This is a genomic window from Acidisoma sp. S159 (assembly GCF_009766125.1).
Taxonomy (GTDB): Bacteria; Pseudomonadota; Alphaproteobacteria; order Acetobacterales; family Acetobacteraceae; genus Acidisoma.
Window position 1 is genome coordinate 35,341 of the sequence record NZ_LMUG01000067.1, and the last position, 20,668, is coordinate 56,008.

The 20,668-nt window shown below is 63.7% G+C and carries 17 protein-coding genes; 7 read left to right on the forward strand and 10 right to left on the reverse strand.

The window, feature by feature from the left end; all coding sequences use genetic code 11:
- Positions 1-20 precede the first annotated feature (20 nt).
- Together GSQ92_RS22840 and GSQ92_RS22845 are read right to left on the reverse strand one after the other, a co-directional pair.
- Positions 21-302 carry a DUF427 domain-containing protein gene (locus tag GSQ92_RS22840; RefSeq protein ID WP_158805970.1) on the reverse strand — a complete coding sequence of 94 codons (282 nt, stop codon included), beginning with the start codon at positions 300-302 and terminating at the stop codon, positions 21-23.
- Complete coding sequence (locus tag GSQ92_RS22845) at positions 299-667, reverse strand: 4a-hydroxytetrahydrobiopterin dehydratase (protein WP_158805971.1); 369 nt, start codon at positions 665-667, stop codon at positions 299-301. Before GSQ92_RS22845 ends, GSQ92_RS22840 begins: the two co-directional genes overlap by 4 nt.
- A 201-nt stretch (positions 668-868) precedes the next feature.
- Between GSQ92_RS22845 and GSQ92_RS22850 the strand changes: the two genes are divergently transcribed.
- The 3 genes from GSQ92_RS22850 (at position 869) to GSQ92_RS22860 (ending at position 5,072) form a co-directional block, all read left to right on the forward strand.
- Positions 869-1,528: an HAD family hydrolase gene (locus GSQ92_RS22850; RefSeq protein ID WP_158805972.1), complete on the forward strand. Its 660-nt coding sequence runs from the start codon at positions 869-871 to the stop codon at positions 1,526-1,528.
- 182 nt (positions 1,529-1,710) lie between these two features.
- Positions 1,711-3,141: an NADP-dependent phosphogluconate dehydrogenase gene (gene gndA / locus GSQ92_RS22855; protein ID WP_158805973.1), complete on the forward strand. Its 1,431-nt coding sequence runs from the start codon at positions 1,711-1,713 to the stop codon at positions 3,139-3,141.
- Between the two features lie 131 nt (positions 3,142-3,272).
- Positions 3,273-5,072, forward strand: a complete 1,800-nt coding sequence (locus GSQ92_RS22860) for an NAD(P)/FAD-dependent oxidoreductase (protein ID WP_158805974.1) — start codon at positions 3,273-3,275, stop codon at positions 5,070-5,072.
- Between the two features lie 172 nt (positions 5,073-5,244).
- On the opposite strand, the gene GSQ92_RS22865 is transcribed toward GSQ92_RS22860, so the two are convergent.
- Positions 5,245-5,712, reverse strand: coding sequence for a DUF2147 domain-containing protein (locus tag GSQ92_RS22865; protein ID WP_158805975.1), 468 nt, complete (start codon positions 5,710-5,712; stop codon positions 5,245-5,247).
- 179 nt (positions 5,713-5,891) lie between these two features.
- Between GSQ92_RS22865 and GSQ92_RS22870 the strand changes: the two genes are divergently transcribed.
- Together GSQ92_RS22870 and greB are read left to right on the forward strand one after the other, a co-directional pair.
- Entirely contained in the window at positions 5,892-6,362 is a 471-nt protein-coding gene (locus GSQ92_RS22870) for a hypothetical protein (protein ID WP_158805976.1), read from the forward strand.
- A 723-nt stretch (positions 6,363-7,085) separates the two neighbouring features.
- Complete coding sequence (gene greB / locus GSQ92_RS22875; RefSeq protein ID WP_158805977.1) at positions 7,086-7,607, forward strand: transcription elongation factor GreB; 522 nt, start codon at positions 7,086-7,088, stop codon at positions 7,605-7,607.
- 85 nt (positions 7,608-7,692) lie between these two features.
- Here the strand turns inward: greB and GSQ92_RS22880 are convergent, their stop codons facing one another.
- A complete protein-coding gene (locus tag GSQ92_RS22880) occupies positions 7,693-9,345 on the reverse strand; it encodes an arylsulfatase (RefSeq protein ID WP_158805978.1) in 1,653 nt (550 codons plus the stop codon).
- A gap of 275 nt (positions 9,346-9,620) precedes the next feature.
- On the opposite strand from GSQ92_RS22880, the gene gnd reads away from it, so the two are divergent.
- The gene (gene gnd, locus GSQ92_RS22885; RefSeq protein ID WP_158805979.1) at positions 9,621-10,634 is read left to right on the forward strand and encodes a phosphogluconate dehydrogenase (NAD(+)-dependent, decarboxylating); all 1,014 of its coding nucleotides are present in this window, start codon (positions 9,621-9,623) and stop codon (positions 10,632-10,634) included.
- A 46-nt stretch (positions 10,635-10,680) separates the two neighbouring features.
- Here the strand turns inward: gnd and GSQ92_RS22890 are convergent, their stop codons facing one another.
- Positions 10,681-12,633, reverse strand: a complete 1,953-nt coding sequence (locus GSQ92_RS22890; RefSeq protein ID WP_158805980.1) for an FUSC family protein — start codon at positions 12,631-12,633, stop codon at positions 10,681-10,683.
- A gap of 224 nt (positions 12,634-12,857) precedes the next feature.
- On the opposite strand from GSQ92_RS22890, the gene mlaD reads away from it, so the two are divergent.
- A complete protein-coding gene (gene mlaD, locus GSQ92_RS22895; RefSeq protein WP_254065935.1) occupies positions 12,858-13,343 on the forward strand; it encodes an outer membrane lipid asymmetry maintenance protein MlaD in 486 nt (161 codons plus the stop codon).
- A 164-nt stretch (positions 13,344-13,507) separates the two neighbouring features.
- On the opposite strand, the gene gyrB is transcribed toward mlaD, so the two are convergent.
- From gyrB to rpsT, 5 genes are all read right to left on the reverse strand, one after another.
- Positions 13,508-15,973: a DNA topoisomerase (ATP-hydrolyzing) subunit B gene (gene gyrB / locus GSQ92_RS22900; protein ID WP_159014098.1), complete on the reverse strand. Its 2,466-nt coding sequence runs from the start codon at positions 15,971-15,973 to the stop codon at positions 13,508-13,510.
- 41 nt (positions 15,974-16,014) lie between these two features.
- Positions 16,015-17,205, reverse strand: a complete 1,191-nt coding sequence (gene recF, locus GSQ92_RS22905; protein WP_254065936.1) for a DNA replication/repair protein RecF — start codon at positions 17,203-17,205, stop codon at positions 16,015-16,017.
- Complete coding sequence (dnaN, locus tag GSQ92_RS22910) at positions 17,198-18,325, reverse strand: DNA polymerase III subunit beta (RefSeq protein ID WP_158805983.1); 1,128 nt, start codon at positions 18,323-18,325, stop codon at positions 17,198-17,200. The genes recF and dnaN overlap by 8 nt, the downstream gene beginning before the upstream one ends.
- Positions 18,326-18,559: 234 nt before the next feature.
- Positions 18,560-19,999 carry a chromosomal replication initiator protein DnaA gene (dnaA, locus tag GSQ92_RS22915; RefSeq protein ID WP_158805984.1) on the reverse strand — a complete coding sequence of 480 codons (1,440 nt, stop codon included), beginning with the start codon at positions 19,997-19,999 and terminating at the stop codon, positions 18,560-18,562.
- A gap of 394 nt (positions 20,000-20,393) precedes the next feature.
- Positions 20,394-20,660 carry a 30S ribosomal protein S20 gene (gene rpsT, locus GSQ92_RS22920; protein WP_158805985.1) on the reverse strand — a complete coding sequence of 89 codons (267 nt, stop codon included), beginning with the start codon at positions 20,658-20,660 and terminating at the stop codon, positions 20,394-20,396.
- Positions 20,661-20,668 lie beyond the last annotated feature (8 nt).

The window sequence follows — 20,668 nt, forward strand, 5'->3', positions numbered from 1 at the left end:
CAGGATTTTCGCCGCGGTCGTCAGGCCGAGACCTTCACGCCTTTCCAGAACGCAACGCGGTCGCGGATATTGGCGGCGGCTTCCTTGGGCTCGGGGTAATACCAGGCCGCGTCTTCGTTGCGCGTGCCGTCCACCTCCAGGCTGTAGTAATGCGCCTCGCCCTTCCAGGGGCAGCGACTGGTCAGGGCGCTCGGCTTGAACAGGTCCCGGTTGAGACTGCTGGCGGGGAAATAGGCATTGCCCTCGACGGTCACGATGTCGTCGCTTTCCGCGAGAACCGTGTTGTTCCAGGTGGCTTTCATGCGTCGGATCCTTCCTTCGTTGTTTCCAGATCGCCAGCGTCGAGTGCGTCGATGCGGGCGGCGAGAATGAAGTCGTTGCGGTGCAGGCCCCGGATGGCGTGGGTGTGGAGGGAGATCGCGGCGTAGCCCCAGCCGAAGGCGATGTCCGGGTGGTGGCCGGACGCCTCGGCGACGGCGGCGACCTTCTCGACGAAGGCCAGTGCGGTCGCGAAGTTCTTGAAACGCCAGCCGCGTTCGATGCGCGATGGTTCCGCGGCCAGTCGCCAGCGCGGCACTTCCGCCAGCAGGCCCTGAGCCTCGGTCTCCGTCAGCGGGGTGACGCCGCCATGGCAGGGTATGCAACGCTCCTTCGCAAGTCCTGTCATGCCCCATCCTTTCTCGCCAGCCGCCGGTCGAAGCTGTGGCCGCGCGGGCTTCGGCACAAGGGCCGGGTGGCCTTCTCGGACGCCCGCGGCATCGGGGCGCGAGAGTTTCGCACGTGGGCCACTCGGATTTCACTATAGCTGGGTAGTGCAAGATGCGTCCCGGCCTCCAGATTGGCAGGACCCGCCGCGAAAGGTGCCATCATGCCCAAGGCCGTGATCTTCGACGTCGACGGAACTTTGGTCGATTCCGTAGACCTCCATGCCGAGAGTTGGGCGGTGACCTTCGACCATTTCGGCCATGCCATCCCGGTCGAGAAGGTGCGCTTCCAGATCGGCAAGGGCGGCGACCAGTTGCTGCCCGCGATGCTCGGGCAAAAGGAGGCGGATGCGCGGGGCAAGGAGATGGAGGACTGGCGCGGCGATCTTTTCAAGCGGCACTACCTGTCGCGGGTGCGCGCCTTCCCGGAGGTGGTGGCGTTGTTCCGGCATCTCCGTTCCGACCGTAAGCGCGTTGCGCTTGCCTCATCCGCCAAGTCGGAGGAGTTGCAGATTTACAAGCGGATCGCCGGCATCGAGCATTTGATAGACGCGGAAACGACGTTGCAGGATGCCGAGAGATCCAAGCCCCACCCTGACATCTTCGCCGCCGTGCTGAAGAAGCTGCACCTGCGCCCCGCGGATGTCGTGGTGGTAGGCGATACGCATTACGACATCGAGGCGGCGGGCGCCCTCGGCATCGATGCGGTCGGGCTACTCTGCGGCGGCTTTCCTGAGGGCGTGCTGCGCGCGGCGGGAGCTGTGGCGATCTACCGCGACCCGGCGGATCTTCTGGCGGAATATGCGAGTTCACCGCTGGCTTGAAATGACCGCGAGGAGGAGCCCGGTTTTTACCGAGCGAACCCTGGCTGCGAGACCGCCTCAGAAATGGCGGGCGCCCTGTCTCGCCGCTCCCGCCTCCCCCTGGCCTCCTCAGACATCCGGGTCTAGGCTTCCGCTAACGGGGCGGTTGACGTCTCGATGGTCAGGAAACGGACAGGACGAAGATGGCGGAGCTAGCGGAACTTGGCGTGCTGGGCCTGGCGGTGATGGGCGCGAACCTCGCGCGCAATGCCGCCCGAAAAGGCTTCGGGGTCGCCCTCTACAACCGCAATCATGAGCGGACTGACAAGCTCATGGCCGAGCACGGCAAGGAAGGCCGCTTCGTGCCGACCAAGAGCGTGGCCGAGTTCGTGGCGGCGCTGAGCAAGCCGCGCGCCCTCATCATCATGGTGAAGGCCGGCAAGCCGGTGGACGACATGATCGAGGAACTGCTGGGTCATCTCGATCCGGATGACATCATCATCGACGGCGGCAATTCGCTGTTCACCGATACCAATCGGCGCTTCAAATACTGCCAGGAGAAGCGCATCCGGTTCATCGGCATGGGCGTTTCGGGCGGCGAAGAAGGGGCGCTGGAAGGCCCCAGCATGATGCCGGGCGGCGAGCGCGCTGCCTATGACCACATCGCGCCGATGGTCACCAAGATGGCGGTCTCGGTCGACGGCACGCCCTGCTGCACCTATATCGGCCCGGAAGGCGCCGGCCATTACGTGAAGATGGTCCATAACGGCATCGAATACGCCGATATGCAGCTGATTACAGAAGCCTACGACCTGCTGAAGACTCTGTATGGCTTCGACGCGCCCGCCATGGCGGAGATCTTCGCCGATTGGAAACAGGGCGACCTCGACAGCTATCTCATCGAGATCACCGCCGCCGTGCTGCGCAAGACGGACGGCACCGGCAAGCCTCTGGTGGATGCCATCGTCGACGAGGCCGAGCAGAAGGGCACCGGCCGCTGGACAGCGCAGAATGCGCTGGACCTCGGCGTGCCGGTCACTGCTATCACCGAAGCCGTCTATGCCCGCGCGCTATCGGGCCGCCGCGCCATGCGGGGCGAGGCGGAGAAGAAATACCCCCATCCCAAAGTGCCGACCAAGAAAGCCGGCAAGGCCGAGATCGAGGCGATCCGAGACGCGCTCTATGCCTCCAAGATCGTCGCCTATGCCCAGGGCTTCGAGCAGATGACCGTCGCCGCCAAGCAATTCGGCTGGGAGCTGCATCTGGGTGAGATCTCCACCATCTGGCGCGGCGGCTGCATCATCCGGGCGCGGTTCCTCAACCGCATCAAGGAGGCCTATGACCGCAACGCTTCGTTGGAAAACCTGCTGCTGGACGACTATTTCCGCGATGCCCTGGTGAAGGCGGAGGACGCCTGGCGCCGGGTCATCGTGCTGGCGGTGGAGAATGGTGTTGCGGTGCCGGCCTTCTCCTCGGCACTGGCTTATTATGACGGTCTGCGCCGGGCGCGCGGGCCCGCCAATCTGTTGCAGGGTTTGCGGGATTATTTCGGCGCCCATACCTATCGGCGCCTGGACAAGGACGGCAGCTTCCACACGCGCTGGAGCCAGGACGGCAGCGAGATTTCCGCCTGATCGTCACGACTGCTTGAGATCAAAGACGCGCGGGGGCAAATCTCCGCGCGTCTTAAAGACATAATCCAAAACACGGTTTGCCCGCAGCGCGCTCGGCTCGCGGGATCGTGGACGCCAGGAGGAATTTCCCGATGACCGCTGAGACCGCCGACGTTCAAATCGCCACATGGGTAGAGGCCTTCGGAGCCGCCCTGTCACGCGGCGATATCGTAGGCACCGCCGAACTCTTCGCGGAGGAGAGCTATTGGCGTGACCTCGTCTCCTTCACCTGGAACATCACGACGAGCGAGGGCCGCCCGGCCATCCGCGCCATGCTGGAGGCGAGGCTGGCCGACACGCAGCCAACCCAATTGACGCCAACCGATGAGGCGACTGACGTCAACGGCATCGTCAGCGGCTGGTTCACCTTCGAGACGGCGCGCGCTCGCGGCATTGCCTATGTCCGGCTGCGGGAGGGCCGCGCCTGGACGCTGCTGACCTCCATGGAGGAGCTCAAGGGCTTCGAGGAAATGAAGGGACGCCGCCGTCCCTTCGGCGCGGAACACGGCGTCCATCAGGGCCGCAGCACCTGGCTGGAGCGCAAGCTGGAAGAAGAAGAGGCGCTCGGTTTCACCAAGCAGCCCTATTGCGTGATCGTCGGCGGCGGCCAGGGCGGGCTGGCGCTCGGCGCCAGGATGAAGCGGCTTGGTGTGCCCACGCTCATCATCGAGAAGAATGCGCGAGCGGGCGATTCCTGGCGCCATCGCTACAAGTCGCTGTGTCTGCACGATCCGGTTTGGTACGACCACATGCCGTATCTGCCGTTCCCGGATGACTGGCCGGTGTATTCGCCCAAAGACAAGATCGGCGATTGGCTCGAGATGTATGCCCGCGTGATGGAGCTGAACATCTGGACGTCCTCCGAAGTCACTGGCGCACATTACGACGAGGCGAAGGGCGCGTGGGAGGTCGTGGTCGATCGCGACGGACAGTCCATCACGCTGCACCCGACGCATCTCGTGCTCGCCACCGGCATGTCCGGGATTCCCAATGTCATCGACGTGCCGGGTGCGACAACATTCCGTGGCACGCTGCATCATTCGAGCCAGCATCGCGGCGGCGAGGGCTATCGCGGCAAGCGCTGCGTTGTCATCGGGTCGAATAATTCCGCCCATGATATCTGCGCCGATCTTTGGGAGCATGGCGCGGCCGAGGTGACGATGGTGCAGCGCTCATCGACGCATGTCTCGAGCTCGGAGTCGCTCTTCAAGTTTGGCACGAGCACGCTCTATTCCGAGGATGCGCTGGATCGGGGCATCACCACGGCGAAAGCGGATCTGCTGAACGCGTCGGTGCCTTATGGGATTTTGCACCACTTCACGACGCCCACCACCGAGGCGATCCGCAAGCAGGATGCGGACCTCTATGCCCGGCTCGAGAAGGCCGGCTTCCTGCTCGACTTCGGCGATGACGGTTCCGGCCTGTTCATGAAATATATCCGCCGCGGCTCCGGCTATTACATTGATGTCGGAGCTTCCGAACTTGTCGCCAATGGCAGCATCAAACTGAAAAGCGGTGTCGGTGTGGAGCGCATCACCGAGAATTCCGTGATTTTCAGCGACGGCAGCGAATTGACGGCGGATCTGGTGATCTACGCGACCGGCTATGGCTCGATGAACGGCTGGGCGGCGAAGCTCATTTCGCAGGACGTCGCGGATCGGGTCGGCAAATGCTGGGGAATTGGCTCAGACACCACGAAGGACCCGGGTCCCTGGGAAGGCGAGCTGCGCAATATGTGGAAGCCGACGCAGCAGAAGGATTTGTGGTTCCACGGCGGGAACCTGCATCAGTCTCGCCATTACTCGCAATATCTGGCGCTACAGATCAAGGCGCGGATGGAAGGGCTGCCGACGCCGGTCTATGCATTGGCGCCATCCCACCATCGCGAGTGAGCGGCGAGCGAGAGAACCACGCTCTGTCCGCTTCCGTCATGCTCGGCGAAGGCCGAGCCTCCACGCCTTGGTGCCTGCCCAAAGCTAGGGCGTGGATGGCACGGGGTGCCCCGCACGCCTTCGCGTGCCATGACGGATCTTTTGGACCGCGGCTCTGTTAGCGCATCACGCCCTACTTCTTCAGGGCGTCGGCGGCCATGCGGCAATCCGGCGGCGGGGGCGGCCCCATGTAGCGGGTCCAGATGCGCTTGGCGCCGAGCGCCGGGAAGAAGAGATAGCCGCGCAGCCGCAAGACGTTCTCGCTCATCACGCGAACCTTGGCGTTGTATTTATGGCCATTCTGCGGATCGACGATGAAGCCGCCCCAGGAATGCCGGCGCGGCATGAGCTGGGTGATAAAAGGGAAGCGGCATTGCGGCTTGTTGTTCCAGGTCATCGGTGCCGGGTCGGTGGGGTGATCGAAGGGGAAGCCGACAAGCGCGCCGCAGAGCGTGCCGCCGGTGCCGCAGGGGTAGATCTGCACCACGGCATCGCGGCCGTTGGTGACCCAAAGTCCTGCCGGATTCGGGGCGTTGGTCTGGGCCACCGCGGAGGCGGCTGACCCCAAGAGGAAAAGGCACAGGACGAGGAACTTGCGCATGAGACGCGATATGGCGCGGCGGGCGCGCCCTGTCGATGAGATTCATGCCGCAGGCCGAGCCGAGCGGGCATAATCGAACATGTGGCCCGGCCCCAACCTTCGGCGGCCAGAGCGCCCTCAGGGTTAACAGAAGAGCGTCGCCGGTTGACCGTTGCTGGGACGCATGCTGCATTGGATTTATGAACGTTTCCCGCAGCCTATCGGTTCTGATGATCCTTGGACCCATGCTGGGTGTAATGAGCTGCGCCAGGCAGCAGGCGGCGCCCCTGCCGGTGGCTTTCCCGCCCGAGGTGGCCCTGGCGACGGTGCCCGATGCGGCACACGAGTTTGCCGCGCGCGCGGTGGAGCGGTCGGTCCCGGTGGCGCTGCGTGATCAGGCTCATGCCTATATCCGGAGCCTCCTGAAGCACCCGGCGGACGCGAGGTTCAAGCATGAATATGCCACGAGCGGGAAGAAGAGCCTCGCCGTCTGCGGCTTGGTGACAGAGCTGAACGGGTCCGGCGAGCACGGAGATTACCAAGCCTACTACGTGGAGAGTGTCGGCGGCGTGGTGACGAGCGGCGCGATTGGCCCCTTCGGCGCGGATGTCCGCTTCGCCAATGTCTGCGGCAGCGGCGGCAGTCCCGATCCGGCACATTTCGCCTTCTAGCGCTGGCGGCGCCCGCTCCCTGGCCCATGGGGGACGGCGCGTCTCGGCCGATCGGGTCAGGGACTGGGCTCAGATCGATATGGCAGGAAAGTCTGCTCCAATTCCGGTAGTTGCATATCCGCGACCGGCTGTGTCCGCGCGATAAAGCCATGCCTGATGAGCAAGAATCGAGCGAGTATGACCATTGAAATCGTGGTCGCGACCGCGCCCGCGGCGATTGCGAAATAGGTCGGCAGGTTCTCGGTGGTGAAAGGCGGCAGGCCAGCGCATTCGGCTTCTTCCTCAGCCGAGCGTCCGATCCGACCGCGGCTGAGGTGTCTGACAAGCTGATTGGTGCACCGGTTTATAAAATTCGGGTTTGGGCAGATCCTGGAGGATGGTGAGGCCCGTGTCGTGGGAGTGAAGGAAGGCATGGCCTGCACAGCTGTGTCTGGGCCGGCTAGTGGTTGAGCGACAACGAAGGGGCTATAGCCAGGGAAGAGGGCGTTCGGCACCTTTGCCTCCTGAGATGGTTGAGCTCTATTGAGCCGTCCGATCATTTATTTGTTGGCAGCTTGCCAAATCCTTAAGTCGCGCCATGTGGCGCCGTCATCTTTACCTTTGGTGCCTTAAACTCCCCCCGTGTTACGTGATGACCTCGCTCCCGCAAGCGGTGTGCGATCGTGGCGGAGCGGTGCGGATCTAGCCTGTCCATCTCGCGTGAAAGCGTGTCAGCTTCGCGCCATGGATACGGACGAGGATGACGACGGACCGCCCCGGCTGCCGGATGGCAAATACCACATGACACCGACGGGCCACGCGCGCCTTGAGGCGGAACGCGCTCAGCAACGCAGCGAGCGGCATCGCGTTGTGGAGATTGTGTCCTGGGCCGCGGGCAATGGCGATCGCAGCGAGAACGCGGATTACAAGGAAGGCAAGCGCCGGCTGCGGGAAATCGATCGCCGCCTGCGCTTCCTGAGCCGCCGCCTCGCTTACGCCGAGGTGGTGGATCCCAGCACCCAGCGCCAGCGCGACCGGGTCTTCTTCGGCGCGACCGTGACGTATCTCACCGAACGCGAAGAGTCTGTGACGGTGACGATTGTCGGCGCCGATGAGGCGAATATGGCGGAGGGCAAGATCAGCATCGGCTCTCCGGTGGCGCTTGCCCTGCTGCGCTCAACCGTAGGTGACGAGGTCGTGGTGCGGACACCGCGCGGAGCGGAGACGCTGGAGGTTGTGGAGATTAGCTATCCGGAGCCGGAGTAGGCCCGGTTTGCACCGCACCCAATTCGCCACGACAGAAGCGGCGCAACGCGGGATGGGTAGCCGCAACCGCCCATCCCGTCCGCGATTAGTCTTCGGTCGTGCTCACCTGAAGACTTCTCAGCGCCTGACCGATGCCGAAAGTCGCGGATGGCTGTCGCGGCGGGTATTGTTTGAAGGTCGCCAAGAACTTTCCAACGATACCCTGTGCTGGAACCAATAGAAACAGATGGCGAATACGCCAGTCGTCGTAATAAGACGATTCGTGGTCCGCGCGCTCATACGGATCGCCGCGCAGATCGAATAGTTTTGGCACGCGCAACGGAATCAGCGGCGTTTCCCAGACAGCGAAGCCATCCGCTTTCTGCTCGGCGAACACCAATTTCCAGCGATCGTAGCGCAGCGCCATGAGATCGCCGTCGTCGCTGAAGTAGAAAAATTCCTTGCGTGGCCAGGTCGTATTGTCGCCGCGAAAAGCCGGGCCGAGATCATAGCCATCCAGATGAACCTTGAAGTTCTTCTCGCCAGCTTGGTAGCCGGTCAGAAGCGTCTCGGTCACATTCACAGCCCCCGCTGCCGCCGCGAAAGTCGGGAACCATTCCAGAGCGGATGTCGTATCGTTGATGATCGTGCCGGGCTTCACGGTTCCGGGCCAGCGTAGAAGTGCCGGAACGCGAAAGCCGCCTTCCCAATTGGTGTTCTTCTCGCCGCGGAAGGGCGTGGTGCCGCCATCCGGCCAGGTCATGACCTCCGCGCCGTTATCTGTGGTGTAGAGAACAATCGTGTCGTCGGCGATGCCGAGGTCATCGAGTTTTTGCAGAAGCTGACCGACATGCCCGTCATGCTCGACCATACCATCGGCATAAATGCCAAGACCGGTCTTGCCTTCCGTGTCGGGCTTCAGATGCGTGAAGATATGCATTCTGGTGGGGCAGAACCACAAGAAGAACGGCTTGCCGGCGGCGTGGGCGCGATCGACAAAACTCAGGCCCGCCTCAAGAAACTCCTCGTCGATCGTCTCCATACGCGTGCTCGTCAGCAGCCCCGTATTCTCGATCTTCTGCGTGCCATCAGGATTGGCGTAGCTGTGGATGACGCCGCGCGGCCCGAAGTTTTTCAGGAATTCCGTATTCTTCGGATAATCCGGATATTCCGGCTCCTCCTCCGCATTCAGATGATAGAGATTGCCGAAGAATTCGTCGAAGCCGTGGTTGGTGGGCAGGAAATCATCGGTATCGCCGAGATGATTCTTACCGAATTGCCCGGTGGCGTATCCCAGCGGCTTCACGATCTCGGCGATCGTCGGATCCTTTCCGCTCAATCCGAGATCCGCGCCGGGCAGGCCGACCTTTGTCAGCCCAGTACGGAAAGGACTTTGGCCGGTGATGAAAGCGGCGCGGCCGGCTGTGCAGCTTTGCTCGCCGTAGTAGTCGGTGAACAGCGCGCCTTCCTTGGCGATCCGGTCGATATTGGGCGTGCGGTAGCCCATCATGCCCATGTTGTAAGCGCTGATATTCGACCAGCCGATATCGTCAGCCATAATGACGAGGATGTTCGGTCGCTTGCCGGAACCAGCGCCCGTCGTCACCGAGGCCGTGGTGCTCTGAGCCTTGGCCACGCCGCCCGAGGTTCCGGCCACCAGCGCGGCAGCGGCGGACAGCATGGTGCCGCGCAGCAGCAATCCGCGGCGCCCGACGCCTTTGGCGGGTGCGTCGTCAGTCTTCGGGGTCTCGTCGCTCATCAGATGTTCCTTTTTGATGACATTTTTGGCGAACTCCGGGGCGGCGAGACGGACCCCTCTCCGATAGTGCGCTGCATCGGCCCGGCCGGGCCCTGGTGGACAATCCAGCCGAAAAGCCGCATTTTAGAGGCAGCAAATATTTGAAATCGCCTCGCCGTGCGCATCCGCCGGGCGAGGATATCGGGTCGTCCTACAATGGGGCGGCGGGTCAGTTTAGGCTTTCTGTCTCGACCCTGGGCGTCACGTGCTCATCACCTGCCTCGAAAGGAACTTCAATGCAACTCGGTATGATCGGGCTTGGACGGATGGGCGGCAACATGGTCGAGCGGCTGATCGCCGCCGGCCATAACCTTGTCGTTTACGACAACCACGCGGATGCGGTGCAGAACCTCGTCGGCAAGGGTGCAACCGGCACCACGAGCCTGCCCGAATTCATCGCCAAGTTGAGCAAGCCGCGCGCGATCTGGATGATGCTGCCTGCCGCGATCGTGGACACGATCCTGGATCAGGTTTCCGCGCATCTCGAAGCCGGTGACATCGTTATCGACGGCGGCAACTCTTATTACCATGACGATCTCCGCCGCGCGCATGCGTTGAAGGCGAAGAACATTCATTATGTCGATGTCGGCGTCAGCGGCGGCGTGTGGGGGAAGGAGCGCGGCTACTGCCATATGATCGGCGGTGAGGATGACATCGTCGCTCATCTCGATCCGATCTTCCAGTCACTCGCACCCGGCGTTGGCTCGGCGGAGCGGACCCCTGGGGCTGCTGGCACGCCGACACAGGCCGAACACGGCTATCTGCATTGCGGCCCGAACGGCGCTGGGCATTTCGTCAAGATGGTCCATAACGGCATCGAATACGGAATGATGGCGGCCTTGGCGGAGGGCTTCAATGTCCTGAAAAAGGCAAATGTCGGATTGCAGACTCAGGTGCACGACGCGGAGACAACACCGCTACGGAACCCCGACCTGTATAAATACGACATCAATGTCTCAGACGTCGCGGAAGTTTGGCGCCGGGGTAGCGTGGTTGGATCCTGGTTGCTGGATTTGACGGCGGCCGCTCTGCGGAAAAGCCCGGAGCTTGCGGAATTCCGCGGCCATGTTTCCGATTCCGGTGAGGGTCGCTGGACTTTGCAGGCGGCCATCGATGAGGGCGTGCCTGTGCCGGTGATGAGTGCCGCGCTGTACGACCGTTTCGCGTCACGGGGACAGGCTGATTTCGCCGACAAGCTGCTCTCCGCCATGCGCCTCGAGTTTGGCGGTCACCTGGAGAAGTCTTCCTAAACAACGCTCGTCGGGCTGATGGCTCCGGTGGATGGCACCATGCCATTCACCGTGAAGCCAAATTCACGAGCGCCGTATCGATGCGGAGCAGCAGACGCGCCGCTCGATTCGCGATCTCTCCGCGCGGCGTCGCACCCAGATCCTCTGCGGGTTCGCTCGGAACCTGCGTGAAGGGCGACGCCGTGGCCCATCGGTCGATGAGGTCGGCTAAGGTCTCGTCGATATGGGCGGCTGTTTCACGAACCGAGCGGATGAGGGTGGGATCATCCAGCTCGGCTGGCTGCAAAGCGAGATTACCCAGCTCGCTCGCCCACTCCTCGATCGGTTCAAGCAGCAGAATGCGGTCGCGTTCTGTCTTCTCTCTGGGAGAGGCCAGTCCGGCGGGTCTGTAGCCGCCATTTTGGCTGAGCGCGATCAGATCGTGGAAACGCTGCGCCGCGGTCAAAATCTGCGCGGCCAAGCCGAGCTGGGATTTGTCGTCGAGCAACGCGCCCGAAGCGCTGCGCAGTAATTCGCGAAGCGCGCGAAGGAATGCGAGCCTGGCTTCCAAGGCCGCGGTGCCATCTCGCCGAACCATGACCAGGGTTGCCACCAAGGCACCACAGGCGGCACCCGTCGCGGCTTCCTCCAATCGCATCAGCAGCAGGTCGGGCGTGAAGTAGCCGAGCATTCCGAAGAGCAGGCCGAGGATGACGGTGATCCAGAACATCATCACGACATAGGCCGCGGCGTTCGCCTGGAAGGCGAGGAAGACGGCGACAATGATTGCCGCCATGCTGAGCATCTCATGGCCTGACAGCAGAGTGGCCGCCAGCATCCCGAAGACGACACCTGCCAGGGTGCCGATCATGAACTGCACGCCCTTCTTGAGCGATTCCCCGCGCGAATGCGTGCCCTGAAACATCACGAAGGCTGCGAATGCCGCCCAGTACCATCGGTTAGGCGAGACGAGATTGCCGCCCAAAATGGCGAGGCCGGCGGCGATCGCTGTCTGCAGCGCGGGACGCAGGCCGGACCTCGCGCTTACCGACGGCGGAGTGCTTGCGGTGACCATTTCTTCCGGCGGGTCGTGCATGACTTGGCTGAGCAGGCCGAGTGTGGCGGAGAGGCGGGCGGTCGACTCGGAAGGCGCCGGGGTTTCGCCGCGCCGCACAGCCTGAAGGCTTGCGAGTAGCGAAGTCTGGTCAGCTGGCGTCCCCAAGTCCCGCAAAGCAACGCGCGCGGTGCGCTCGGTCGCAAGCTCAATCTTCAAAAGCTGTCTGACATGGGCTTTCTCGGCGGAAGCCTCGCCAGAGAGTGCCGCGACCCGGCCTTGCGCCAATAGGATCGTCTCGCTGAGGCGACGGAGATCATGCTGCAGATCGGCACGCGCTCGTTCGGTCCAAGCCCCGCTGGTGATGGCCGCCGCGATCTTATCGAGCACGTTACGGATGCCGGCATCGATCGCGCGGCTCAGGCGCGCCAGCTCCGCTTGTGGTTTTTCCGGAAGCAGGACGCGCCGGATGACGGCGGCATTGGCGGCCGCGATCATCAGCACGACGAAGCGCATCGGCAGCGTGTCGGGCGGCAGTCTCGTGACCAGGCCAATCGTATAGGCGATCACCGCGACAGTTCCGAGCGAGGCGTAACGCGGCCCGCGCGACGCTCCGTAGGTGGCGGCGAACATGATGAGCGGGATGACGGCGGCGGTGGCGATTGGTTGGTCAAGCAGCAGCGCGGCGAGTGTGGCCGCGGCAAAGGCGGCGAACGGGGCGATGGCGGTGGTGATCAACTGCTGGCGCGGCGTGCCATCGCGAACGGTCGCGGTGATGAAGAGCGCGAGGGCGAAGCCGAGAATGCGATCCGCGTCCGGTATCGTGGCAACGGTGCCGAGAAGCATGACCAGGAGAAAAGTCAGCACCCCGGCCAAAGTCGCACGCAGGGCGGCGAGAAGGCGCAAGGCGCCCGGATCCGGCGGAAAGACGAAGTCGAGCAATTGGCGAAGGCGCCTCGTCCCCATGTGTCTACTAAGTCCCCCCGCGTGATCCATAGCCGATTTCGACACCCGGCGATGGTTCGCTGGCGCCGCGCGCCTCGGCGGGTGCTATCCATCGTATGCAATGGACCGCCCGAGTTTCACGGATTAGATTGGCACATGGACCTTGGGGTCACCCTCTTCCGTTGCGGGCATCTCGGCAAACTGCCGCGGGTGAGCATGGTGGCGAAGATGGATGAGGGCCTCGGATGATCGCCCGGCGCAACCCGTTTGAGGTCCTTATCGGCGCCATTGTTATTGTTCTGACATTGGCCCTGGTGCTCTACCTGGTCGCCAGTCTGAGCGCGTCCGGCGCGTCCCGCTACATCCTACGGGCGGAGTTCGGGCGCATCGACGGCATTGCCGCCGGTTCTGACGTCAGAATTGCCGGGGTCAAGGTCGGCACCGTTGTCGGCACCTCGATCGATCCGAAGACTTACAAGGCCGTCGTCCGGCTGGCAGTTCGACCCGACATCCGGCTCCCGACCGACAGCCTAGCCGAGATCACCAGTGAGAACCTGCTTGGCGGCGATTACATCTCGCTTGTGCCCGGCCAGGCGGGCGCGAAGATCAGCTCCGGCGGCCAGGTGGCGGGAACGCAATCTTCCGTCGATCTCGAGAGTCTGTTGGGCAACTTCATCCTGAGCGTTACGAATCTGGTTTCGATCGTGCAGAAGCGGGAGACGGGGCACTAAGGTGGGATGATCTAATATTGAACCGCGATCACAAGATCCGTCATGGCACGCGAAGGCGTGCCATCCACGTCTTGCTTTTGTCGCGCAAGCAAAGACCTGGATGCTCGGCCTTCGCCGAGCATGACGAGGTGGAGCTCGCAAGGGTCAGCCAAAAACGTCCGGGACTAAATATCCAGGTTCGCCACCTTAAGCGCGTTGCCCACGATAAACTCCCGCCGAGGCTCGACCACGTCGCCCATCAGCGTGGAGAAAACCTGCGCCGCTTCCTCCGCATCGCCCACTTTCACCTGCAGCAGCGTCCGCAGATCGGGGTCCAGCGTGGTCTTCCAAAGCTGGTCCGGGTTCATTTCGCCCAGACCCTTGAATCGCTGGATCGCCAAGCCGCGACGGCCATGCGCCAGCACCGCGTCGAAGGTCGCATGCGGGCCGCCTGGCCGCTCCTCGCGGCTATCCAGCTTCAGCTGCGGGGCTTCCGTAAATCCAGCCGCAATGCGCGTGTGGCGTTCCGATAGCCAGCGCGCCTCGGCACTACGGAGCGCCGCCGCGTCCAGCGTATAGCGCTCGCCCACGCCACGAACGCGGCGGGTGAGCGTGATGCCGCCCGCGACCGAACCCTCGCCGATCCAGCCAGCCTCGCCATCCAACAAAATCGCATTGAGGCGCACGGCGAGTTCTTGCGCATGCAGCAGCGCGATCGAGTCATCCGCCGGCACCGCCAGCGTGCCGACGATCGCTGCCTGTTCCAGCACGGCGGCGGGCACCGTGGTCGCCATGCGGCGAACGCGGTTCCAGGCCTCGCGCAGGAAGCCGATCTCCTCGGTCAGGGTCTGGCCCTCCAGCACGCGGCCGTCGGCATAGGTCAGCCGCGCCTCGCCGAGCGCCTTGTCGAGCAGGAAGTCCTCCAGCGCGCGATCGTCCTTCAGGTAGCGCTCGTCATTGCCGCGCTTGGCGCGATAGAGCGGCGGCTGCGCGATATAGAGATGGCCGCGCGCGATAAGCTCCGGCATCTGGCGGAAGAAAAACGTCAGCAGCAGCGTGCGAATATGCGAGCCGTCGACATCTGCATCCGTCATGATGACGATGCGGTGGTAGCGCAGCTTCTCGACATTGAAGCCGCCGAGTTCAACCTCGCCCGGCCCGATGCCGGCACCGAGTGCCGTGATCAGCGTGCCGATTTCGGCGCTGCCAAGCATGCGGTCGAAACGCGCGCGCTCGACATTCAGGATCTTGCCTTTCAGTGGCAGGATCGCCTGGAACTTGCGGTCGCGCCCCTGCTTGGCCGAGCCGCCGGCGGAATCACCCTCGACGATGAAGATCTCGCATTTGCTCGCGTCACGCTCCTGGCAATCCGCGAGCTTGCCGGGCAGCGTCGAGACATCCAGCACGCCCTTGCGGCGCGTAAGTTCGCGCGCCTTGCGGGCGGCCTCCCGCGCGCTTGCCGCGTCCATCACCTTCTGGATGATGCCACGCGCTTCTTTGGGATGCGTCTCAAGCCAGTGACCGATGGCATCCGAAACAACCGCTTGAACCACGGGCGTCACTTCGGAGCTGATCAGTTTCTCCTTCGTCTGGGACGAGAATTTCGGGTCCGGTACCTTCACCGAAAGCACCGCCGACAGCCCCTCGCGCATGTCGTCACCGGTGAGCGCCAGGCTGTCTTTCTTGCCCATGCTCTCGGAGTATTTCGTGACCGCGCGTGTCAGCGCCTGGCGAAAGCCGGAGAGATGCGTGCCGCCATCCCGCTGCGGGATATTGTTGGTGAAGCACAACATCGTTTCGTGGTAGGAATCATTCCACTGCAACGCGAATTCCACGCGGATGCCGCTCGCTTTGTCCTCGAAATTGGCGGAGAGGGCAGGCGTGAATAGCGGCGCGCGGGCGCGATCCAGCCAATCCACGAAGGCATTCAGGCCGCCCTCGTAGTATAGCCGCGTCTCCACCGCCGGGACATGCCGCTCGTCGCGTAGGGTTACGTCGAGGCCGGAATTCAGGAACGCGAGCTCGCGCAAACGGCGCTCAAGAATCGCAAGATCGAAATCGATGTGGGTGAAGGTATTGGCGCTAGGCTTGAAGTTGATCTCGGTGCCATGCGCCCTTTCGCTCGGGCCGATCTCGGCAAGCGGAGCGTCCGGCTCGCCGTGCTGGAAGCGCATGTAATATTCGCGGTTCTCTCGCCAGATGCGGACTTCCATCCATTCGGACAACGCATTGACGACCGCCGCGCCGACGCCATGCAGTCCACCCGAAACCTTATAGGAATTCTGGTTGAACTTTCCGCCCGCGTGCAACCGTGTCAGCACCAGCTCGGCGGCTGAAATCCCTTCCTCGATATGAATATCGACCGGAATTCCACGACCGTCATCCCGCACGGTGACGGAGCCGTCACCATTGAGCATGACCTCGACTTTGGTGGCGTAGCCAGCCTGCGCCTCATCCACCGCGTTGTCGATGACCTCGAAGGCCATGTGGTGCAGGCCGGAGCCGTCATCGGTGTCGCCGATATACATGCCGGGCCGCTTGCGCACGGCATCCAGCCCCTTGAGGACGGAGATCGAGGCGGCGTCATAGACATTGGGATCATTGATGGCTTCGGGGGTCGCAACAGGCATAGGCGCGGCGGAATCGGACATGCCGAGAGTCACTCCGGAGATGCAGGGAATCAGACCCCTCCTTATAGCGAATTTCCGTTCGCGGGCCTAGCGAATGCCGGATCTGGCGCAAGCGTTCCTTCCATGCATCGAAGAAAATCCGCTTCACCCGCCAGCGCCGCGAAAGGCGCGGCATCGGTGCCGGTCAAAAACGCCTGTGCCGGAAGGCGTTGCAACGCCTCCAGCAGCGCCGCGCGATGCTGTTCATCCAGATGTACTAAGGGCTCATCCAAAAGCAGCAACGGCGCGAAACCACGCGCCTCGGCGATGACCAGCGCATGGCCGAGCACGACCCCGAGGAGCAGCGCCTTCTGCTGACCCGTGGAGGCGAGGCCCGCCGGGCGGCCGGTGGCGAGGTCGGCCAGCGCCATATCCGCCCGATGCGCGCCGAGAGAGGAGGAGCCGGAGGCCGCATCGGCCGCGCGTGACGCCGCCAAGGCCGCGCGCAGCCAGTCCTCCACGGCCAGCGCCGGCATTTGGTCCAGGCGCTCGGCTATCGGGCAAAGAAGGCTCATGCGGGCGGCGGGGAAGGGCGCGACCGCACCACTGGCGAGTGCCGCGTTCAGCCTTGCCACCAGAGCCCGCCGGCCGGCGGTGGCGGCAACGGCGTGGCGGGCCATGCCATCCTCCAACCCCGCGAGCCAGGCGGGGTCGGCGCGACCGTCGCTTAACAGCCGGTTCCGCCGCACCATCGCGGCGTCATGTGCCGCCACCTCCCGCGCATGGGCGGGGTCGAGCGCCCAGACCAGCCGGTCGAGGAAGCGGCGGCGGCCGGAGGGGCCTTCGCCGAACAGCCGCTCCATCTGCGGCGTGATCCAGGACAGCGTCACATGGGCCGCGAGATCGGTTTGGGATGCGGGCGCGCCCGCCAGCCGGACGACGCGGCGATCCGGCGCTCCGCCCTCAGGCGGGCTGCCGGTGCCGATTTCGAGCGGCATCCCGGGCGCGCTGGGTGCCGCGAAACGTGCCGCTACCGCCCAGGGGCCGGGCGGCCCGTCAGGGCGATGGCGCGCGAATTCCGCCACCCGCGCCTGCCGCAGACCGCGGCCCGGACCGAGGAGGGAGATCGCCTCCAGCAGGTTCGTCTTGCCGCTGCCGTTTGGCCCGCTGATGACGGCCAGCCGCGCGGCCGGACGCCAGCTCAGCCGGTCGTAGCTACGGAAGGCGGTGAGGTCGAGGCGAAGGAGGCGGAGAACCGCGGCCTGGTCAGACACGCATCGGCATGAGCACGTAGAGCGCGCTCGGGTCGCCGGCGTCACGCACCACGGTCGGTGCCGAGCCATCGGCGAAGAGGAACTCGACCTCGCCGCCAATCTGGTCGGTGATGTCGTTGAGGTAGCGAGCCTGGAAGCCGATCTCCATCGGCGTCGAACTATAGGTCACGCGGCCGCCATCCAGCTCTTCGGTCGCCGAACCCTGATCAGGACTCGCGGCGGAGAGCGTCAGGAGATCGCGGTCGAGCGCGAGCTTCACCGGGCGCGAACGCTCGGTGGAAATCGCCGCCACGCGCGCGACCGCATCGGCGAAATCCTTCTTTCCGACGCGCAGGATCTTGTCGTTGTCGCGCGGGATGACGCGTTCGTATTCGGGGAAGGTGCCGTCTATCAGCTTGCTGGTGAGCTTGAGCGTGCCGAGGCTGAACTGGATGCGCGTTTCGGACAGGCCAATTTCGATATCATCCGAGGTTTCGTCGATGAGCTTGCGCACCTCCGCGACGGTCTTGCGCGGCACGATGACACCCGGAATGGCCTCGGCGCCCGCCGGCAGCGTCTCCTCGACACGGGCAAGCCGGTGGCCGTCCGTCGCGACGGCGCGCAGCATCTTGTGCCCGTCGGCGCCATCGGCGGCATGGAGGTAGATGCCGTTGAGGTAATAGCGCGTCTCCTCGGTGCTGATGGCGAAGCGCGTGCGGTCGATCATGCCGCGCAGCGTCTGGGCCGGGAGGCGAAAGCTATGCGGCAGGCTGCCCGCCGTCATGGACGGAAAATCATCCGCCGGGAGAACCATGAGGCTCGTCGCGAAGCGGCCGGCGCGGAGGGCGAGTGGGGCATCGCCGCCGGGATGGTCGAGTTCGACCTGGGCACCCTCGGGCAGCTTGCGGACAATCTCGTAGAGTGTCGCGGCCGGAGCGGTCGCGGTGCCGTCCCGGCTGGTGGTGGCCGCGACCTGCTCGACGAGCGCGATCTCCATATCCGTCGCTGTCAGCGTCAGCGCGCCCTGGCGCACGCTCATCATGAGATTGGCGAGGATGGGAATCGTATTGCGCTTCTCGACGACGCTCTGCACATGCGCCAGCGCCTTGAGCAGGGTCGCGCGTTCGGCCGTGAACTTCATTGCCTGATCCTTGGGCGCGGCGCCGAGAAGCGCGGAGTCTAAAAAGGGTCGCTAGTCTACCAGCCCGGGCGCGCCGGGCAAGCGGCCCGCCCCGCTGAGACCGTTGGAGAACGAGCCTGCACCAGCCCTCACCCCCACGCGGCCACCCATCAGCATATTGTCGTGGGTGGCTGGGTGGGGGTGAGGGCCGGTGCAGACTCAGAAAATGCGCTGGCAGCACATTTCAACGGTCTCTCAGGACTCCAGCATACGGCGGAGCAGCTCGACATCCTCCGCGAAAGCCGCATCGCCCTCCATGAGGCCGCTCACGCGGGAGACGGCATGCATGACGGTGGTGTGATCGCGATTGCCGAATTTTCGGCCGATCTCCGGCAGCGAACGACTGGTGAGCTGTTTGGCGAGGAACATGGCGACCTGGCGCGGCCGAGCGACATTGCGCGCCCGGCGCGCCGATGACATGTCGGTGAGGCGGATATTGTAGTGCTCCGCCACCCGGCGCTGAATCTCCTCGATCGTGACGCGGCGGTCATGCGCGCGGAGGATGTCGTGCAGCACCTCCTGCGTCGTCTCCAGCGTGATCGGCCGGCCGAACAGCGCCGCATGCGCGACCAGGCGATTGAGCGCACCTTCGAGCTCACGCACGTTGCTGGTGATCTTGTGGGCGAGGAATTCCAGCACGCGCGGCGGCACCGCGACGCTTGCCCGTGACGCCTTCGCCTCCAGGATGGAAATGCGAAGTTCGAAGGTGGTGGCATGAAGGTCCGCCACCATGCCGCAGCCCAGACGGGTCCGCAGCCGGTCTTCCAGGCCGGAGAGGTCGGACGGCGACTTATCGGCCGAGACGACGATCTGCTTCCCGGCATCCACGAGCGCGTTGAAGGTGTGGAAGAACTCTTCCTGCGTGTTGTCCTTGCCGATGAGGAACTGCAGGTCGTCGATCATCAACACATCGACGCTGCGGAGCTGGTCCTTGAACTCGATCGTCGACTGGTTACGGATCGCCGCGATGAATTTGTACATAAATTTTTCGGCGGACATATAGGCGACCGAAACCGGCGCCGCATCCTGGCGCCGGAGCCCCTGTAGTTTCCAAGCGATCGCATGCATCAGGTGCGTTTTGCCTAGTCCGACCCCGCCATACAGGAAGAGTGGGTTGAAACCCTGAGAGGCGGGCTTGTCGGCGACTCGGCCGGCGCAGGCGAAGGCGAATTCGTTGGGTTTGCCGACGACAAAGGTGTCGAAGGTGAAGCGCTGATCCAGCCCGGCCGGGTCGCGGCCTTCCGTGCGGTCATCGATGCTGGCATCCGTGACGCTGTCGGCCACCGCGGCAGCGACACTATGTCCATTGCCGATGGGAGGCGTCGCCGGCGCCAAGCCTTCCTCTGCACGTCCCACGCGAATCTCGACCCGGCGCACACGGCGGTTTTCCGCCTGCCACAGGCTTGTGAGACGATCCCCGTAATGGCTGCGAACCCAGTCGCGCAAGAACCGCGTCGGCAGCAGGATCGTGAGTTCATCACCCTCTGCCTCACCTAGGCTCATTTGCCTCAGCCAAGTGCGGTATTCGACCTCTCCCACCTCGCCTTGCAAACGTGTTCGGACCCGGGCCCACTGCGTGGCGAGGTCGGCTTCGCTTGGGCGAACATGGGGAATTGCAGTCAGTTGATGCTCCATGCGCCGTTCACGCTTCCGCCCCGATCGACGACCTCCTCCTAAAGGCCAAGCAGACACCATGCTCCATCCCGCCGTTAAAGCGACGGATCGAAGTGGAGATGGCGAGGCGCGTATCGCCAGGAGGACGCCGCAACCTAGTCAGGGGCGGTATCCTGCGCAACCTGAATCAAGTAGATCCGACACGTGACAACGATCGAGCAAGTCGTTGACGAGTATAGATTGTCGAGGGATTACCGCCGTCTAAGCACATCATACCGGAATCGTAACGTTATGATGACAAACTAACCGCAATCAGTGACAGTAACTTGCCGCCTTTGCTGCGGGGGCGACAGAATTAAGGTCGCGGAGTTACCCGCGCCTCATTCAACTCAAAGATGTGGATTGACAGTCAGAGTTAAGCGGCGAGCGCTTTGATGCGGCCCGACATGCGGGACAGCTTGCGCGCAACCGTGTTGCGGTGCGTTACGCCCTTGCCTGCTGCACGCTGCAGTTGCGGCTGAGCCGCGCGGATTGCCGCTTGGGCTGCCACCTTATCGCCGCTCGAAATAGCTGTCTCGACCGACTTGATCGCATTGCGCATGCGCGTCTTGTTGGCCGCGTTGCGCGCGGTGCGCTTCACAGACTGGCGAATGCGCTTGCGGGCGGAGGCGGTATTGGCCATTGTCGATC

What these genes read in the sequence shown, in the direction of transcription:
- GSQ92_RS22845 (WP_158805971.1), bottom strand. Translation starts at nt 667, where the DNA reads ATGACAGGACTTGCGAAGGAGCGTTGCATACCCTGCCATGGCGGCGTC.
- GSQ92_RS22870 (WP_158805976.1), top strand. Translation starts at nt 5,892, where the DNA reads ATGAACGTTTCCCGCAGCCTATCGGTTCTGATGATCCTTGGACCCATG.
- gyrB (WP_159014098.1), bottom strand. Translation starts at nt 15,973, where the DNA reads ATGTCCGATTCCGCCGCGCCTATGCCTGTTGCGACCCCCGAAGCCATC.
- gndA (WP_158805973.1), top strand. Translation starts at nt 1,711, where the DNA reads ATGGCGGAGCTAGCGGAACTTGGCGTGCTGGGCCTGGCGGTGATGGGC.
- GSQ92_RS22860 (WP_158805974.1), top strand. Translation starts at nt 3,273, where the DNA reads ATGACCGCTGAGACCGCCGACGTTCAAATCGCCACATGGGTAGAGGCC.
- mlaD (WP_254065935.1), top strand. Translation starts at nt 12,858, where the DNA reads ATGATCGCCCGGCGCAACCCGTTTGAGGTCCTTATCGGCGCCATTGTT.
- dnaN (WP_158805983.1), bottom strand. Translation starts at nt 18,325, where the DNA reads ATGAAGTTCACGGCCGAACGCGCGACCCTGCTCAAGGCGCTGGCGCAT.
- GSQ92_RS22840 (WP_158805970.1), bottom strand. Translation starts at nt 302, where the DNA reads ATGAAAGCCACCTGGAACAACACGGTTCTCGCGGAAAGCGACGACATC.
- gnd (WP_158805979.1), top strand. Translation starts at nt 9,621, where the DNA reads ATGCAACTCGGTATGATCGGGCTTGGACGGATGGGCGGCAACATGGTC.
- GSQ92_RS22865 (WP_158805975.1), bottom strand. Translation starts at nt 5,712, where the DNA reads ATGCGCAAGTTCCTCGTCCTGTGCCTTTTCCTCTTGGGGTCAGCCGCC.
- GSQ92_RS22880 (WP_158805978.1), bottom strand. Translation starts at nt 9,345, where the DNA reads ATGAGCGACGAGACCCCGAAGACTGACGACGCACCCGCCAAAGGCGTC.
- dnaA (WP_158805984.1), bottom strand. Translation starts at nt 19,999, where the DNA reads ATGGAGCATCAACTGACTGCAATTCCCCATGTTCGCCCAAGCGAAGCC.
- GSQ92_RS22850 (WP_158805972.1), top strand. Translation starts at nt 869, where the DNA reads ATGCCCAAGGCCGTGATCTTCGACGTCGACGGAACTTTGGTCGATTCC.
- greB (WP_158805977.1), top strand. Translation starts at nt 7,086, where the DNA reads ATGGATACGGACGAGGATGACGACGGACCGCCCCGGCTGCCGGATGGC.
- GSQ92_RS22890 (WP_158805980.1), bottom strand. Translation starts at nt 12,633, where the DNA reads ATGGGGACGAGGCGCCTTCGCCAATTGCTCGACTTCGTCTTTCCGCCG.
- rpsT (WP_158805985.1), bottom strand. Translation starts at nt 20,660, where the DNA reads ATGGCCAATACCGCCTCCGCCCGCAAGCGCATTCGCCAGTCTGTGAAG.